Raw genomic sequence first — 15529 nt, 5'->3', positions numbered from 1 at the left:
ACGATCGTGGGGGTAGGTTATCTTTTAGCGAACAGCGGGAGCAATTACGGTAACTCGGCGGCTGTCTACTAACATCGGCCAAAAACCTCGATCGCTCAATGCTTTTACCGCAGCAGTAGCGGCGTTTTGATCCGTTGTATAAGCGATGAATAAAAAGGGACGCTGGCCGTAGGAAGCTAAGCCGACTTGCGTGCCTAATGCTTGCCTGACTTGGGCGGCTAATTCCGGTTGGTTGAAGTAATCTACTAACACTGCATAACCAGGGCCCAGGGGTCGGGGATTGAAGGCAAGATTGCCCGTTGAAGGATTGGTGATTGGTGCAAAACCTGGTGCTGGCTGAGGGTTGTAGACTGGCAAATTTTGGGGTAGTGCCGCTGCGGGCGATCGTACTACGTAAGCTTGTAATCCGACAACATCTTCGATGTATTTAACCCAATCGCTGGCGATTTGCGAGTCCCGAAAGCCGCCAACTCGCGTCACCGTGTCGTTGATGTACCGACAAACTGTGTTGTTAGTATTTCCAGGGAAAGAGCGTTTTGCTCTTTCTTGCTGTTCGGGTGTTGGGGTGACAATTAACAGTAGATATTCATCGGACTGGGGCGGTTGGCAGCTCGACTGAGCTTTAACAGAGCTCGATAAAATTGTCAATACCAAAAGGGCGATCGAAGTAGCAGAAAATAGGGGGAGGGACAAAATATATTTGTACAATTTACCCCTAATTGTTGTTAGTTTTGTTGTCGAATATTTGGCTACTTTTTTCATGCGGGCTGTAGGGATGCGAGGGCATCGGGAATAGTTGGTGATGGTGCTTGAAATTCACCTGTCAGTACATATTCTAATCGCAGTTTCAACCAGGTGATGAAGACAGGATCGGTAGAAATAATAGCGGCGGCTGGCTGAGGGCATTTTGCTTTAACTTCTGCCATTGTCGGTGCTTCTAGGAAAGCCGGCTGTTTGACCAACCAGAAGTCTATTTGTTTTTCTTGTTCGTTGTAGTTGCGAGTTCTTTCTTTAAACACTTCATCTAGGGCTTCTTCTTCTAGCAAAAAGCGTTGGCTGGCTAAAACGTAGTAGTAGGTTTGCATTTTTGTCGTTTGTTAGGGGTTGACGGTTAGCGGTTAATGCCGCCTGTACCGGCCAGTTTTGCTGGTCAGGGGCGGGTTTGCCGAGTTGCGGTCGTTGGAGAGTTCTAGACTCTTGTGCCGTTTACTTTACCTTATTTGCTGTCATCTTGGGTAGATGCAGAGCAAGTCGCCTCAGAAAAATCTTTGGTGGTGAGAGTTGGGGGAGTTGTGAGAGTTGCGAGAGTTGCGGCTTGTTTGGGGATTTGGGCGATTATTTTTCGGGCTGGTGATTTTCGGGAAAATTTAGGTGACAATAGGAAATTAGATGGAATTGCACGTTGAATAATTACCAATTATTGAGACAATCTGGGGCTGTTAAACCTCATTGGGAGTGGTTTGCATATGAAAACACTTCGGACAGTTTTTGATTGGGAACCCTAAAAAAAGGCTTTCATGGTGATCAATGTGCTCGCGGGAAAATCACGGGTTTGTGGCTACTACCTAAAAACTGTCCTAACTATTGTATTAAAAATGTAAAATGTGTGGATTGATTTCCTCTCGCCGGAATAGCCATCGCCCCGCTGGCACTTCCCCCATCCACCAAAAGCGATCGCCCTCCGCCCCTGCTCAAATAAGCTCAACAAATCAGCTAAATTTGTTGCCCACGTATTGCAGCCAAAGGCTAAACTAATCTAAGCTTTACCATAAAATTTTCTCCCCTTCATGAACATCGCTTATTTAGTCAACCAATATCCCAAAGTCAGCCACAGCTTTGTCCGCAGAGAAGTGCTAGCCGTTGAAAATTGCGGCATGAAAGTCGCACGTTATTCTATCCGATCCTGCGAGTCTGAACTCGTTGATGGGGCCGACAAACTAGAGCAAGAGTTGACTAAAGTAATCTTAGGAGTTGGTGTACAGGGGTTAGCGTGGGGTTTGCTGCGCGTTGCCGCAACTAGACCCATGCGGTTCATCGAAGCTGTGCGGTTAATGTTCAAAGTTGGCTGGCACTCGGAACGGGGGATTTTGCTGCATCTAGCTTATTTAGCAGAAGCTTGCATTCTTTTAAATTGGTTTGCAGAATCCGGTACAGCACACGTTCACGCTCACTTCGGGACAAATTCCACAACAGTCGCAATGCTGTGCCGCGTGCTTGGCGGCCCGACTTACAGTTTCACCGTTCACGGCCCTGAAGAATTCGATAAAGCGACACTTCTTTCCTTAGACGAAAAAATTAAGCGATCGACCTTTGTAGCAGCAGTTAGTTCCTTCGGTAAAAGCCAGCTTTTTCGGTGGTGCGATCGCACTTTTTGGTCAAAAATTCACGTCATACACTGCGGCGTAGATGCCGCATTTTTAGCTGCACCCTACGTCCCCATACCCGCAGCGCCCCGCTTAGCTTGCGTTGGGCGACTCAGCGAACAAAAAGGTCATTTGTTGTTGCTAGAAGCTGCTAACTTGCTAGCAGTTCAAGGCTTAGAGTTTAAGTTGGTACTCGTAGGAGACGGGCCGCTGCGATCGGATATTGAAAAGCAGATTCTGCAACTCGGCCTCCAAAATCATATAGAAATTACCGGCTGGGCCAGTGGCGATCGAGTTCAGCAAGAGATTTTAGCTTCACGCGCAATGGTATTGCCGAGTTTTGCTGAAGGTTTGCCCGTCGTAATTATGGAAGCCCTCGCTCTCAATCGGCCCGTAATTAGCACATATGTTGCTGGCATCCCGGAGCTCGTAGAACCCGGTGTTTGCGGTTGGTTAGTTCCTCCCGGTTCCGCAGAAGCATTAGCGGTAGCGATGCGCGCAGTATTGGAAGCACCTTTAGAAAAGCTAGAACAAATGGGGAAAACTGGAGCCGAGAGAGTTGCTCAACAACACAATGTTGATTTAGAGGCAAAAAAATTAGTCGCGCTGTTTGAGAGTGCTATTAAGCCGTGATTAAAAAAGTAGTAAGGCAATGCTGTTTCCCTACCCCAAAATAATCATTAGACCCCCTCGGATGTAACTCTCGCCCTATTAATGGTAGGGAAACGGCACTGCCGTTTCCTGACTGTGGGTAATATTAATTCCGATGCCACCGGATTTGATATAACAAGGGCGAGCATGATGCCTATCCCATAATAAAATTCATTCTTTGTGGAACAGGCATCTTGCCTGTTTATTTAATTAAAACGACCTACTTACAAAATTTTTAAGGAATAGGAACAGATCGCAATAATCGATCGACAATTGCCTTAGCCCTCCTTCCCCCCGCCGGAATCAAACGGTGAGACAGTACGTGCGGCGCCACATACTTAACATCATCATCAGTAGCAAAATCCCGGCCCTCCATAAATGCCAAAGCCTGGGACGCCCGGTGCAAAGCCACCGCACCGCGGGGACTCACCCCCAGAGTAATCTCCTCATCTTCCCGCGTCGATCGCACCAAATCTACCATATACTGTTTCAACGAGCCTTCCACCTTCACAGCAGCGCACAACCGGCGCAATTCCTGCACTTCTTCCAAAGAAATACAAGGCTGCAAATCTTCAACAGCAAAAGTATCAGAAAGCCGTTCCAACATTTGCAACTCTTCCAACGCAGCGGGATAGCCCAAAGTCAAAGACAAAGTAAACCGATCCATCTGGGCTTCCGGTAGCGGAAAAGTGCCTTGATATTCGATCGGGTTCTGAGTCGCAATCACAAAAAACGGCGTCGGAACATTCCGAGAAACTCCATCTACTGTCACCTGCTTTTCTTCCATCACTTCCAGCAAAGCTGACTGAGTTCGCGGCGTCGCCCGATTGATTTCATCGGCAAGCAAAACATTAGCAAAAACTGGCCCGGGCAAAAACTCAAACTCTCCGCTGCGCGGATTCCAAATATTAGTACCGGTGATATCCGTCGGCAACAAATCGGGAGTACACTGAATCCGCTGAAACTTCCCATCGATCGATCGCGCCAAAGACTTCGCCAGCAGCGTTTTTCCCACACCGGGCACGTCTTCCAGCAGCGCGTGCCCCCCCGAAAGCACGGCTACCAGCACCAAGCGAATAGCATCCGCTTTGCCGACCATAGTTTTGCCTAGATTTTGTTTGAGCCGTTCAATATGTTGTCTCATATCCCTGATTGCTAATTGCTAATTGCTAATTGTGAATCAAACATCAAATTGCCAAAATCTTGAGTCTTTGCCTTGCGGACTGCGGATTTGTACAACTAGAATTTAGTCTGACTCATCTTGCACCATTTTTAAAACCGATCGCCCGTTCTAGATCACATAATTATTAGACTTTAGCAGTTAATACGCTTCTAGCAATATCGCAATCTGCCTGAATTTGAGTTTTGAGAGCATCCAGAGAAGCGAATTTTTGTTCGGGTCGCAAAAACTCTACCAAACTCGCGCTCAAGGTTTGACCGTACAAATCCCCAGACCAATCTAACAGGTGAACTTCCACAGTGGGTTGCAGCCCGTCTACCGTCGGGCGGCAGCCAACATTCATCACCCCATTGACAAAAGATAAATTTGATGCTGCGCCGGGAATTAGAGATTTGGGATTTTCCCGCTGATAGGAAGAACTTTCCTCTTTCATCTTTTCCCATCCATGCTTCAGCGAGACTCGCACCGCGTAAACGCCAAAACGTGGCAAAAATTTTTCCGGCGGCAGTTCGATATTAGCAGTAGGAAATCCGATCGTCCTGCCCAGCCGCTGTCCGCCAACCACAGATCCCACCAAACTGTAAGGTCGCCCCAGCAACTGATTCGCTCTTCTGAGGTCGCCGGATGCCAGACCTTCGCGGATTGCAGAACTGCTGATCCGATCGCCCTCACCGCAATTGTGGAGGGGTACAAGAGCAACATCAATACCGTAACCCGAGGCGATCGACTGTAAATCCACAGCCGTCCCAGCGCGTCCCCGTCCAAACCGAAAATCAACCCCCACACTAATTCGACTCGCTTTTAGTTGCCGCACCAAAATTTCCTCGACAAACTCACAAGCAGTCAAGGCCGCCAATTCTCGATCGAACGGCAGCAGCACAAGTTGCTCGACGCCCATTGCTTCGAGCAATTCTACCTTTTCTGCCAGAGGCGTCAGCAGTTTTTTCTGTTGACCAGTAAAGAATTCTTGCGGGTGCGGATCGAATGTCACCACAGTGCCGTAAAGCCGATCGACCCCATCAGAATCGCGACCAGAGAGGCTGTTGCCGTCGGCCCTAGGGCCTATCAAACCCTCGAAATTATGGCTGCTGCCAGCTCGATCGGGCGGTGCTGCTGAGTCGTTGTAGCAGGTCGCCGGAGGTTCGCTTTCCAAATTTTCATCTCTGCCAGCGTTGGAGCGCAAGTTTGGCCCCGACGCAAGAATCGTCGCAGAATTTTGCTCAGGCGATCGATTTAAAATTGGCTGCACGACTTGTCGATGCCCTAGGTGCAAACCATCAAAGTTTCCCAAGGCAACAGAAGTAGGAGTCAGAGCAGCGGTACAAGAAGAAGTTACCCACACGCTTAAAATTTTGACATACTTAGCCAGATTGCGATCGCCAGTCGATGTTAGATTTTAGATTTTAGATTTTAGATTTGACTCCACAGATAAATCTGGAAGCTTGAACTAGGGTCTAAACTTTTTGGTTTTCCACGACAGGAGTACGTGGCACGGTATCCGTCCTTGAGTGAGGTCAGCCCTCGCTTAAATTTCAGATTTCACCGATCATCGAGATTTCAGAACCATCTGACAAGCTCAAATCCCTCAGACAGACACTTGAGGCGCTTGCACCGACGCTTCAGACAAATCGTTATCAGGAGGCAGCAATTGTAACGACAAACCTTCCCGCGCCATCAAACTATTCGGGAACCTTTGAGCCACTTGTTCTCCCACCCTGTCTAAAAACTCGTCATTGTGCAGCGGGTCGTGGTGAAAAATCACCAACTTTTTGACATTAGCAGCCTTTGCCACCTTCACCGCTTCCTGCCAAGTCGAATGTCCCCAGCCGACCTTGCTGCTCTTCTCCGCATAATACTCCTCATCGGTATAAGTAGCGTCGTAGATCAGCACGTCAGCATCCTGAGCCAAATACACCACATTTTCGTCTAAACGATCGGGAAAATGTTCGGTATCAGTCACATAAGCAGCCGAATACCCCCGCCAGTTTACGCGGTAGCCTATAGCTTCCCCGGGATGGTTCAACAAAGCAGTTTCCACCTTAATATCTCCGATTTCCAGCGGTTGGCCCACTTCTATATCGTTAAATTTCAGGTCTGCCCCCATAATTTGCAGGGGCACCGGAAAATTGGGGTGCAGCATCTGGTCGTGGAGCCGCTGCTGGATAGTAGCCTTATTAGGAGCAATAGCCCCATAGATGTGAAAACAATTGCCCGGAATAAAAGCTGGGACAAAAAATGGGAATCCTTGAATGTGATCCCAGTGAGAGTGAGTAAAAAACATATGAGCTTTTACGGGCATCTGGGAAAGGAGAGTTTGTCCCAAAACCCGCAATCCAGTACCACCATCGAAAATTAGGCGACTGTCACCCACTCGCATTTCTACACAGGGCGTGTTGCCCCCGTAACGTACTGTTTCTGCCCCGGGAGACGCTATGCTACCTCTAACGCCCCAGAAGTGAACCGTGAATTGGTTTTGCATACTAGACATGGGTTTTCTTGCAAGATTGTTCCGGCGAGTTATCGGTAAGGTGTTTACATATTAGTCAGGGCTTTACCATCAAACCCAAGTTCTTTGACGGTCGAGTTCCCCACTTGTTGGAAGTGCCCAGAGTCTCGCTCATCGCGAGAATGCAAAACTGTTGGGCTTGACAACTGAGCAATAAATTACAAGGTAGACTCATCAAGTCTCGATCGTAACTATTCTTTTCCTCTCTCCACTAGCCTAACCTTCGCAGACACACTTTGGGGCCGCAGTTCTGTATGAGTTTGGTCAAAAGCCGCTGTTTTTCCAGCCTCCGCACTTGCCGAACACGATCGCGCGGTCGGTTGCTTGCCTTGCTGCGTTACGGGTTTGAACCCGGATGAGGGCCTTCCTGCTATCTAGTCGGGTTGAGGGATCATAATAGGCAGGTGGCGGGGCTGTTTTACCCCGATATCTGCCGGATCTTGCCCGATCGGGCGTAAAGGCGCCTCTACAATAATGACGGTTAATTTACCCGACTTGAGATGCTCCCGCCATTTAACCCCTGCCCAAGAGCATCAGGGACTCCTTTTTACCAGAACCCGGTTGAATTAACTCAACTCCCATTAATTCAAAAATCTTAGCAGTTTAAGAAGGCTTCTGCTATTAATTATCAACCAATACTGTCTGGATTCTCGGCCCGCCCAGAGGCTGCGGTTCGTCCCGCTAGCGGTCAAGCTGAACCCAGCCTCATCTGACACCGGGGTAGCAGCGAGAGTCCGGGCCTGGGGGCAAAAGGCTAAATTTTCGTCGTGCATTTCTTGGCGGGCGAATTGAATCACTCAAAATTCACGTATTTTCTGAGTGAAATTAAAAAAATTAGTTTTTTTGCTGCCATCAGGTTAACTCCGAGCGACCTTCTGTCTCAAGAGTGATGCAAAAATATTTGCTGTTAACCTGTGGTGCTTTTCTCCAAAATCTTCAATAGCTCTATTTTTGGTAAGGATTTCTCGCAATTCGGCGCGGTTGCGGTACTCGCCACGGGTTTAAATTTCCGGTATCATAGAGTCTTAGACTCTTGTTTGCCGAGAATCTAAATCAGTGCTAAAAACGCCTGGATAACTTTAAGTTATTTTTCAAAAAAGTCAGTATGAATCAAGTTAAAAAAACTACAACCAAGCTGAATAGATCGCCTGTGAAAGTGTCCGATCGCACTTTGGAACTCGGTAATCTCCCCTTGAGCGACCTGTCTGTAGAAATGACTGATGGTCAAGCTTTGAGCCAATTTAGTTCGGACGATCGCTCGCCGGGAACCCCAACAGCCACAGGCCGGACTGCCGAAACAATGCGCCGGAGGGCAGATGGCAAGAGCGAGTCGGCCCGGTCGCCTGTGGTTTCTACTGCGTTTCTCAAGTGGCTGCTAGAGAGTTTGACTCGATCGAAAGGTTGGCTGGCAGTTGTCACGCTAGCAGCATTTTGGGGGTTGTGGAACAGTGAGTTACTGTTTTCCACAGGCCTGGGGATAGCAGCGATGATGCTGGTTTACCGAGGGCAGTCGTGGGACTGGCAATTGCTGCGAGCAAAAGGCGAGCAATTTTGGGAGGGCCCGAACCGCCGATTTGTTTTAGCGGTGGGTACGGGCGGCATTGCTACCTTGGGCGCTTACATGAGTTTTGCGATTTGGGCTGACTCCGAGAGCCACTGGATGGCTTTGAACCTGATTTTGCAGAATTTGGGCACGATCGCTATTGCAGGGCTGTTGCTGCGGCCAGGGTTGAGTCTGGGGGCCGCAAAAGATGAAGTGGCGCTCGATCGCATCTTGGCGGATTTGACTGATGCTGACCCCGTGAAGCGTTTGATTGCAGTGCGGCAAATGACCGATTTGGTGAATAAGGGTGGGTTTGGCCCTGTGAGTTCCGTCAAAAGTTCGATCGCCCGTTCCCGCGCTGCCGAGTGCTTTCGCCTGATGCTGAGTCGGGAACCAGAAGCTTTAGTCCGCAATGCCCTTCTCGAAGGTTTGCAGACTTGGGACGCTACTTATGGCTTTGCTCTAAAATCCAAAAATCAAGTCATCGACTACTAGCTGACCGTCAAAAGCGTAAAAAGTAATTCGATGAATATTCGGAGCTTTTACGCGCAGGGGAGCTCTAGGGGCGATCGGAGAATTAGACCCGACTAGATTGGGCGCCGGCATTTCATCCTGAACAATTGCGTTGCCGTCAATGTCACAAGCAGATAAAACAGTTCGTCGCGAACTGGTGACCAGTCCTGACACGCTGCGAACTGGATACTTAAAACTTACTTCTATCAGTCCGCTTTTGGGGGCCCCCATTAACACTGTTGCCGCAGATCCCGTAAAAAATGCTGGGTTTGAAGGTTGGATGGCGACGGCATTGCTAAAAGTCACCCCCCAATGTGCAAACTGATGTTCTACTACTTCAAAGCATTTCAAGTCTTCTAAAGCTACGCGGACGATCGCCGGTACCGTGGCGCGCGATCGCACCTCTGACCCTGCGCCTGAGCGTTCTGGAATGGCAACAAAAGACTTTTTGCCGTTTAAATCCATGCTTCGACAGGCTGTATCAAATTCTGCAAACCCGTCAGATTGAAGACTTTTCGCATCAACCATAAAACCCTCGCGATCCCGTTTCCTGAGCAGTTGCATTTTTAGTAGACCTCCCTGAGATTAGTTGTTTCTTGTGTTTTGGAATTGATAACGGCGAGGCCCGTGATTGCCAAACCTGCAATTAGGAATCGAAACCCCATCGCCCGCCCTCCAACAAAGACTTTCGACCTCAAAAGCCACTGCTCCGCAAAATATCGTGATTAATGATTTGTGATTGGCGAGCGTCTGCCAACCTGCCTCCTGCCTGAAAGCGAGTTCTAATACTCCTCCTTTCCGAGCGTCTGCTTTCCGGCTTGGCGAACAGACTTTATTTCGTTGAGGGGTCTTACCCATCATTTTGCTATTATCTCCGATCGGCGGTAGTTTGCAAGGCTAAGGATAACTACACAGGCGAATTGCCCAAATCGCAAAACTTACTTGCTGTCTGTAGTTTCACGCTTCACCTGTACTAAAATAGATTTAAATCATTACTCAATCTTTACAAAAACGCCACCAGCTTTGCAAGTTTTTTAAACAAAGACGGGGCGGCTCAAAAGAATCTAAAATATAACAGCGATTGAGGTTAATTTATGCTTGTGCCCCTCGGCTTCGGTCAGCGCTCAATAGTTACTTCTCTCGGCAGAATGGTTTACTACACTGCTGAAAAAATGCCTTGGATGGGGTTGCCGACCTCAACTTCGGAAAATCAACCAAACTTAGTATTTTTTCACGGTTTTGGTGGCGGGTCGAGTGCCTACGAATGGTCGAAAGTTTATCCGGCTTTTGCGGCAGAATACCGAATTTTAGCACCTGATTTAATCGGTTGGGGGCGATCGGAACATCCGGCAAGAAATTATCAGGTAGAAGATTATATCACAATTCTGATTGAATTTCTAGAAAAAACTTGCGGCAGTCCGACAGATGTGATTGCTTCTTCGCTGACAGGGGCGATCGCGATTCGAGCTGCGATCGCACGGCCGGATCTCTTCAAATCCCTGATTTTGACCATACCCAGCGGTTTGTCGGACTTCGGACAAGATTACGGCACCAGTTTCTTCGCTAAGCTAGTGGGCACGCCGATTTTAGACAAATTGCTCTACAGTACCGGCATCGCCACAGACGGCGGCATCCGTAGCTTCCTAGAACAGCGCCAATTTGCCGATTCCCGCCGCGTTTATCAAGAAATTGTTGATGCTTACCTCGCATCTGCTTTGGAACCAAATGCAGAATATGCCGCCCTGTCTTTTGTGCGGGGAGATTTGTGCTTTGATTTGTCGCTGTACATCACTCAGCTAACAACGCCGACCGCGATTATTTGGGGAGAAAAATCGCAGTTTACCGGGCCCGATATCGGCCAGCGGTTGGCCAACCTCAACCCCGAAGCAATCAAAGTTTTTCAACCTCTGGAAAACGTAGGTTTGACTCCGCAGTTAGAACTTCCCGCTGTCACGATTGGCTTAATTCGGCAATACTTAAAATTGCTTTCGGAAGGGTGAAGAAGTTCGGCAACGGATTTTTTAACGGATGCAAACGGATGTCACGGATAGAGGTTCCAGGTTCGAGGGAAGAACGAAGATTAATTCCCCACTACCCATAGATGTCAACTTAATCCTAAAGACCGCTGTATCTATCGTTTATATCCAAGTCTAGATCCCCCTAAATCCCCCTTAATAAGGGGGACTTTGACAATAATCTTGTCCCCCCCTTTCTTAAGGGGGGCTAGGGGGTATCTAGACTCTGCTAGAAGCGAGATTTATCATGAATTTTAGTCTGAATTTGACACCAATAACCACTGACAACTGTCAACTGTCAACTGTCAACTGACTACTAATTATTCTTTGACTCGCACGTCGATAACGCTGGCGTTGAAAATGTACTTGTTGCCTTCAAGCTCTAGCGTAGTGCCAATTTTGACTTTCGTATTACCTAAAACCGGGCCATTTTCAGTAAGTTGACCTTTTCCCTCTAAGGTAAACATCATATTTTTGCTGAACGATTCTTCTTCTCTGGGGTCGGGGAGAGCCTTCAGAGTGCCGTTGGGCTGAGGAACTGCTAGGGTTCTGGTGAGAGTTTTGACAGATTTGATGGTAATCTGACCGGAGGGTTGATTGCGGATCACCACATTGATTTTATCACCTGGTTTGAACAAATCTGGAACGTTTGTCCCTTTGAGACCGATCGCAATTGCATCAAGTTCTACAGGTGTGACACTGGTGCCGACTTGGGCGACGGAACCGCCAGAAGTGCCGGGAAAGAAGAAGATTCCGACTGCAACTAGCAGTACGATTAGAGCGGCACCTACGTCTAGGATGCTGAGTTTGCCGAACAGCCGGCCTTGAGAATCCAAAATTTTCATAAATCGCCTATTATACTGATAGCGACAGGAGTATGTTTACAAGCTCAGGACTTACGCAGACATCGATGAAAAACAGATGCTGCTATTGCTGAGCTAGCGCTGGCAATGACATACTTTATTGATGCGTAAGTCCTGAAGCTAAAAGATATTACCACAACGATCGCCCAAAATCCGCATGACTTGGGCACTTAAGCCAGAAGGCAGTTGACGGCGGTTGCTTGGCCTTGGCTCGATCGCCCACAAGCGGGTGGCACCGTTAAAATTTGACAAAAAGCTAGAATAGCAACTAAGTAGCCTCAAATTACGTCTGCCTATTTAGTGACTTTTCGAGTTTTTCCTCAAATTTTATCTAACTTCTGGCACCTATTACTCATGTTAAAAAGTTTTTGGTTGACTTGCCGGCGTACTTGTGGCCGGGGGATTTATCTGTTTCTGTCCCTGATGGTGGCTGCAGGTATCTGGGTGCTTTCCCCAGAACCGACTCAAGCATTTTCTTTGCCTGAACTGATTTTTCGAGGCATTCAAGTTATTCAATTGTCGAATATGTCCGATCGCCAAGAGGTAGCTATTGGCCGACAAATTAATCAGCAGTTAACGAACAGCCAGTTTAAGATTGACCGCGATCGGGACACTACAGAATATATCAACCGCATCGGTCAACGACTCGCTCAAGAAAGCAGTCGCCCAAATATTCCTTATACTTTTCAAGTGATTGACGACGACACGATTAATGCTTTTGCAACTATGGGCGGTTTTGTTTATGTGAATAAAGGCTTGATGGCAGCGGCGGACAATGAGGCAGAATTGGCAAGTGTGATCGCCCACGAAATCGCTCACATTAATGCTCGCCACGCGATTCAACAAATGCGTCAAATGGCCATAGCTTCAGGTGTAGCTTCGGCAACTGGGCTCGATCGATCTCAGGCGGTTCAGATTGGAGTGGAATTGGCTTTGCGGCGCCCCCACAGTCGCCAAGCTGAGTATGAAGCGGATCAGTTGGGATTGCAAACTATGGGGCGAGCAGGCTACGCTCAATCGGGGATGGTTGATTTTATGAAAAAGTTGCTCAACAAGCCTTCTCCTCCTAGCATTTTGAGCACTCACCCGGCTACTGGCGATCGTATTGCTGCTATTTCACAGGCTATAGATCCGGAGCTTGCTAGCGGTGAAGGTTTGAATAATGAGGATTACAGGCTAGAAATCCGCAGACTTTTAGGTTCGTAGCAATTCTAAATCTGTCAGGCACTCTCTTCTTTTCTCTTCTCTTCCCTTCTCTTTTCTTACTTCGCGATCTAGCGCTAACGCGCCGCTTCGCTAACGCTTCTTCGCGGTTTGTTAAAAAACAAATCCAGTTACTAGGGTAAGTCAGCAGCCAGTTAATTTCGATTTAAGATATCGGACTTAAGCTGACATACCCTACAACGAAAACTTGATTTAACACTGCTGTTGAACAACAGAATCGATCGCAGGTTCCGGGGGTGCAATCGGCTGCGGCTTCAATTGCCTGACAACTTCGTCAAACGGCAAAATTCGGACTTGATTGTTAAATACATTTACTTGATAAACTCTCCGGTAGCTGAGGTCAAATCCTGTCAGCCAGCCGCTTTTGGGATGATAAGCACCCGTGTCAATATCCAACCACCCTTCGCCCCTGACTAATTCGCCCGGTCTGACCCCATGAAAGGTAAAGGTGATCGTGTGACCGGTGATAATTAATTTATTGGGAAAATAGGGTTTCGACATGGTGTGAAATTCCCTGCGAATCCAACACAGTTGTTCGATCGACTGTTCATCGAGCGACAGATGGGGGTCAACGCCGGCGTGAACCAGCCAGATGTCCCCTAAGTCCCGGTGCGTGGGGAGCGATCGCAGCCACTCTAAGTGTTTGTACGGCATCATCCCTGTATCTCTGTAGCTCGCTACTGTCGCATCGCCACCACTGTAGAGCCAAGATTGCCACGCTCGCATATCCATCGGTGTCCCCGACAAAGCTTCCAGCATGAGTTGTTCGTGGTTGCCCAACAGAGTTTGGTAGGGGCTTTGCTGCACAAAATCTAATACCTGAGCGCTTTTGGGGCCACGATCGATTAAGTCTCCCAAAAAATAGACGCGATCGTTCAAGCTGGGGGCAAGTGCCTCTAGCAGGGTCATTAAGCCATCGTAATGCCCGTGTACGTCCCCGATAACAATGCGCCGATGCTCCATTGTGTTTATCCGCTTCCCTGACTCAAAAGCCCCATCTCTACCTTATAGCATCTGATTTTGCTGCTATTTGCCTCTCCTCTTTTACGGTGGAGGGGTGTCACCCATTATACTGCTTTGTATAAAGATTCTGTAAAGCTCGCCAGTACCTGTTTGCGTAGCTACTGATAGAAACAGAGGCAAGCTGTTAATTGTGCTTCTGCAACTGCTGTTAGTGAGGCAAAGCTGTGAGTTATTTCACGCTTTAGGGTGCTTCAGCGATTAGGCGACGGATTAAGTCGAAAATAATCCTAGCTGACACACCCTAAAATACGATCGAGCCTTAACGATTGTCACTGAGTCAAAGCTTTGAGGAATGTCTGGAGTTCTGCCAAAAAACCTTTCTTTTTTACAGGTTTGGCAGGTGTGGTGGAGTCAGGATCGTCGGTTCCGAGAGCTTTGGCTAAAATCCGCTCTAAATCGTCTCCGACTGGTTTTTGGGCGGTTTCAGAAATTAGTTCGTATTCGTTGTTTGTTTCCAGCCACACTTGCCACGATTGGGGGTAGCAGCGGAATAAAGCAGCAGTGTCTAGGGGTCTGATGTAGTAGCAGGATTCAATTTTGCTGAGGAATCGATCGCGCAATTGGCGGCCCGCATACCCTATACCTATGGTGGCAACATCTTCCAGGCGCGGGTTGAGTAGAATTACTGGGCGACCGGCCGCAGCTATGTAAAGTTGTTCGACTTGGGCCACTTCTACGGCTGCGGGATTGATCAAAAGGAAAAGTTGATCTTCCGGTGCTATTTTATCTTCAACAGGGCTGCGACTGCTACCCAAATCAGTGACTTTAAACGGTGTTTCTCCCCAGTCGCGGCGCGCGAGGGCTGCCGCACCGGCGTCGGGAAAAAAGACTTTTACTCCGGGGTAGATTTCTTCAAATTCTGGGAGGAATTGTTCGGTGATAGACTGTGCTTGCAGGGCGATTTCTGGAAATACTAATTCGACTTGCAGTAGAGTTTTGCCGTCCGAGAGGGCAGCGGCGGTGGCAATGCGGGATTGGGCGATCGCCTCGTTGAGATCCTTGGGCAGTTCTGTCATTAATCTTATTGTTTTTACTCGACTTCTCTCAATCTAATTTTACCTGAGATATTGCACTATTCTCAATTACCTATTTAGGAACAGGCAAGATGCCTGTTTTACAAGAAAATTTACTCTTTGTGGAACAGGCATCTTGCCTGTTCTTGAGAATGGTACAAGATGTAAGTTTGACCGCACTAAGCGACAAAAGCTAACACCGACACAGGCGAGCCGGAACCTCCCAAAAGACGCAAGATTCCGATAACTAAAGTGATGTTAGCCACAGGTAACAAGTCGAGATTTGCTAGATTTTCCAGCACTATTCGCTGCTTTTCCAATACCAATTTGTTAACCGCAAAACTTTCATCTCGCCCGGTATCGACTCCGTGGGTGTCGGTTCCAATTCCCGCGATAGAGCGTTCTTCTAGCAAAAATTGAGTGGCTGCTTTGCCAAATCCGGGAAAGTGGCAAATTCCGCGATCGTCTCGGTTAAAAAATTCTCCCTGATTATCCCATTTTTCTTGCCAGCCAGTATACAATAAAACTAGATTTCCCGGTTCTATAAGTTTGTGCTGCCGGGTGCATCTCAGTTTTGCACATATATCAAGTGGAAAGTTGACCATTGAGATAAGCACAGCGCAGAGAAAGGATAG

The 15529-nt window shown here is 48.1% G+C and carries 16 protein-coding genes; 5 read left to right on the top strand and 11 right to left on the bottom strand.

Annotation, left to right across the window (positions count from 1 at the left end; all coding sequences use genetic code 11):
• Positions 1-24: 24 nt before the first annotated feature.
• Together QUA47_RS20865 and QUA47_RS20860 are read right to left on the bottom strand one after the other, a co-directional pair.
• Positions 25-708: a hypothetical protein gene (locus QUA47_RS20865; protein ID WP_333432160.1), complete on the bottom strand. Its 684-nt coding sequence runs from the start codon at positions 706-708 to the stop codon at positions 25-27.
• Between the two features lie 50 nt (positions 709-758).
• Positions 759-1085: an MgPME-cyclase complex family protein gene (locus QUA47_RS20860; protein WP_190656658.1), complete on the bottom strand. Its 327-nt coding sequence runs from the start codon at positions 1083-1085 to the stop codon at positions 759-761.
• A 114-nt stretch (positions 1086-1199) separates the two neighbouring features.
• On the opposite strand from QUA47_RS20860, the gene QUA47_RS20855 reads away from it, so the two are divergent.
• Both QUA47_RS20855 and QUA47_RS20850 read left to right on the top strand, forming a co-directional pair.
• The gene (locus QUA47_RS20855) at positions 1200-1406 is read left to right on the top strand and encodes a hypothetical protein (RefSeq protein ID WP_333432159.1); all 207 of its coding nucleotides are present in this window, start codon (positions 1200-1202) and stop codon (positions 1404-1406) included.
• A gap of 381 nt (positions 1407-1787) precedes the next feature.
• Positions 1788-2996, top strand: a complete 1209-nt coding sequence (locus QUA47_RS20850) for a glycosyltransferase (RefSeq protein WP_333432158.1) — start codon at positions 1788-1790, stop codon at positions 2994-2996.
• Positions 2997-3249: 253 nt separating this feature from the next.
• Here the strand turns inward: QUA47_RS20850 and QUA47_RS20845 are convergent, their stop codons facing one another.
• From QUA47_RS20845 to QUA47_RS20835, 3 genes are all read right to left on the bottom strand, one after another.
• Entirely contained in the window at positions 3250-4158 is a 909-nt protein-coding gene (locus QUA47_RS20845; protein WP_333432157.1) for a MoxR family ATPase, read from the bottom strand.
• A 163-nt stretch (positions 4159-4321) separates the two neighbouring features.
• Complete coding sequence (locus QUA47_RS20840) at positions 4322-5536, bottom strand: bifunctional riboflavin kinase/FAD synthetase (RefSeq protein ID WP_333432156.1); 1215 nt, start codon at positions 5534-5536, stop codon at positions 4322-4324.
• Positions 5537-5779: 243 nt separating this feature from the next.
• Positions 5780-6682 (bottom strand): MBL fold metallo-hydrolase, encoded by a 903-nt coding sequence (locus QUA47_RS20835; RefSeq protein WP_333349371.1) that lies wholly within the window; start codon positions 6680-6682, stop codon positions 5780-5782.
• 1123 nt (positions 6683-7805) lie between these two features.
• Between QUA47_RS20835 and QUA47_RS20830 the strand changes: the two genes are divergently transcribed.
• Complete coding sequence (locus tag QUA47_RS20830; RefSeq protein WP_333432155.1) at positions 7806-8738, top strand: hypothetical protein; 933 nt, start codon at positions 7806-7808, stop codon at positions 8736-8738.
• On the opposite strand, the gene QUA47_RS20825 is transcribed toward QUA47_RS20830, so the two are convergent.
• Positions 8706-9320 carry a hypothetical protein gene (locus QUA47_RS20825; protein ID WP_333404646.1) on the bottom strand — a complete coding sequence of 205 codons (615 nt, stop codon included), beginning with the start codon at positions 9318-9320 and terminating at the stop codon, positions 8706-8708. The genes QUA47_RS20830 and QUA47_RS20825 overlap by 33 nt on opposite strands.
• A gap of 530 nt (positions 9321-9850) precedes the next feature.
• Here QUA47_RS20825 and QUA47_RS20820 point away from each other — a divergent pair.
• A complete protein-coding gene (locus QUA47_RS20820) occupies positions 9851-10756 on the top strand; it encodes an alpha/beta hydrolase (RefSeq protein WP_333286544.1) in 906 nt (301 codons plus the stop codon).
• A gap of 335 nt (positions 10757-11091) precedes the next feature.
• On the opposite strand, the gene QUA47_RS20815 is transcribed toward QUA47_RS20820, so the two are convergent.
• Together QUA47_RS20815 and QUA47_RS20810 are read right to left on the bottom strand one after the other, a co-directional pair.
• Positions 11092-11616, bottom strand: coding sequence for a DUF4330 domain-containing protein (locus QUA47_RS20815; protein WP_333432154.1), 525 nt, complete (start codon positions 11614-11616; stop codon positions 11092-11094).
• Positions 11617-11754: 138 nt separating this feature from the next.
• Positions 11755-11886 carry a hypothetical protein gene (locus QUA47_RS20810; RefSeq protein ID WP_333432153.1) on the bottom strand — a complete coding sequence of 44 codons (132 nt, stop codon included), beginning with the start codon at positions 11884-11886 and terminating at the stop codon, positions 11755-11757.
• Between the two features lie 102 nt (positions 11887-11988).
• Here QUA47_RS20810 and QUA47_RS20805 point away from each other — a divergent pair, with 102 nt between their 5' ends.
• A complete protein-coding gene (locus tag QUA47_RS20805; protein ID WP_333432152.1) occupies positions 11989-12840 on the top strand; it encodes a M48 family metallopeptidase in 852 nt (283 codons plus the stop codon).
• Between the two features lie 210 nt (positions 12841-13050).
• On the opposite strand, the gene QUA47_RS20800 is transcribed toward QUA47_RS20805, so the two are convergent.
• The 3 genes from QUA47_RS20800 to QUA47_RS20790 all read right to left on the bottom strand — a co-directional run.
• Positions 13051-13821, bottom strand: a complete 771-nt coding sequence (locus QUA47_RS20800) for a metallophosphoesterase family protein (protein ID WP_333432151.1) — start codon at positions 13819-13821, stop codon at positions 13051-13053.
• A gap of 329 nt (positions 13822-14150) precedes the next feature.
• Entirely contained in the window at positions 14151-14897 is a 747-nt protein-coding gene (locus QUA47_RS20795; protein WP_333432150.1) for a DUF1995 family protein, read from the bottom strand.
• 176 nt (positions 14898-15073) lie between these two features.
• On the bottom strand, positions 15074-15529 hold a 456-nt coding region (locus tag QUA47_RS20790), incomplete at its 5' end, for a cyclase family protein (RefSeq protein ID WP_333432149.1).

This window comes from Microcoleus sp. MON2_D5, from assembly GCF_036701905.1.
Taxonomy (GTDB): domain Bacteria; phylum Cyanobacteriota; class Cyanobacteriia; order Cyanobacteriales; family Microcoleaceae; genus Microcoleus.
The sequence above is the reverse complement of the archived record's forward strand: the minus strand, read 5'-3'. Positions and strand labels throughout refer to the sequence as shown.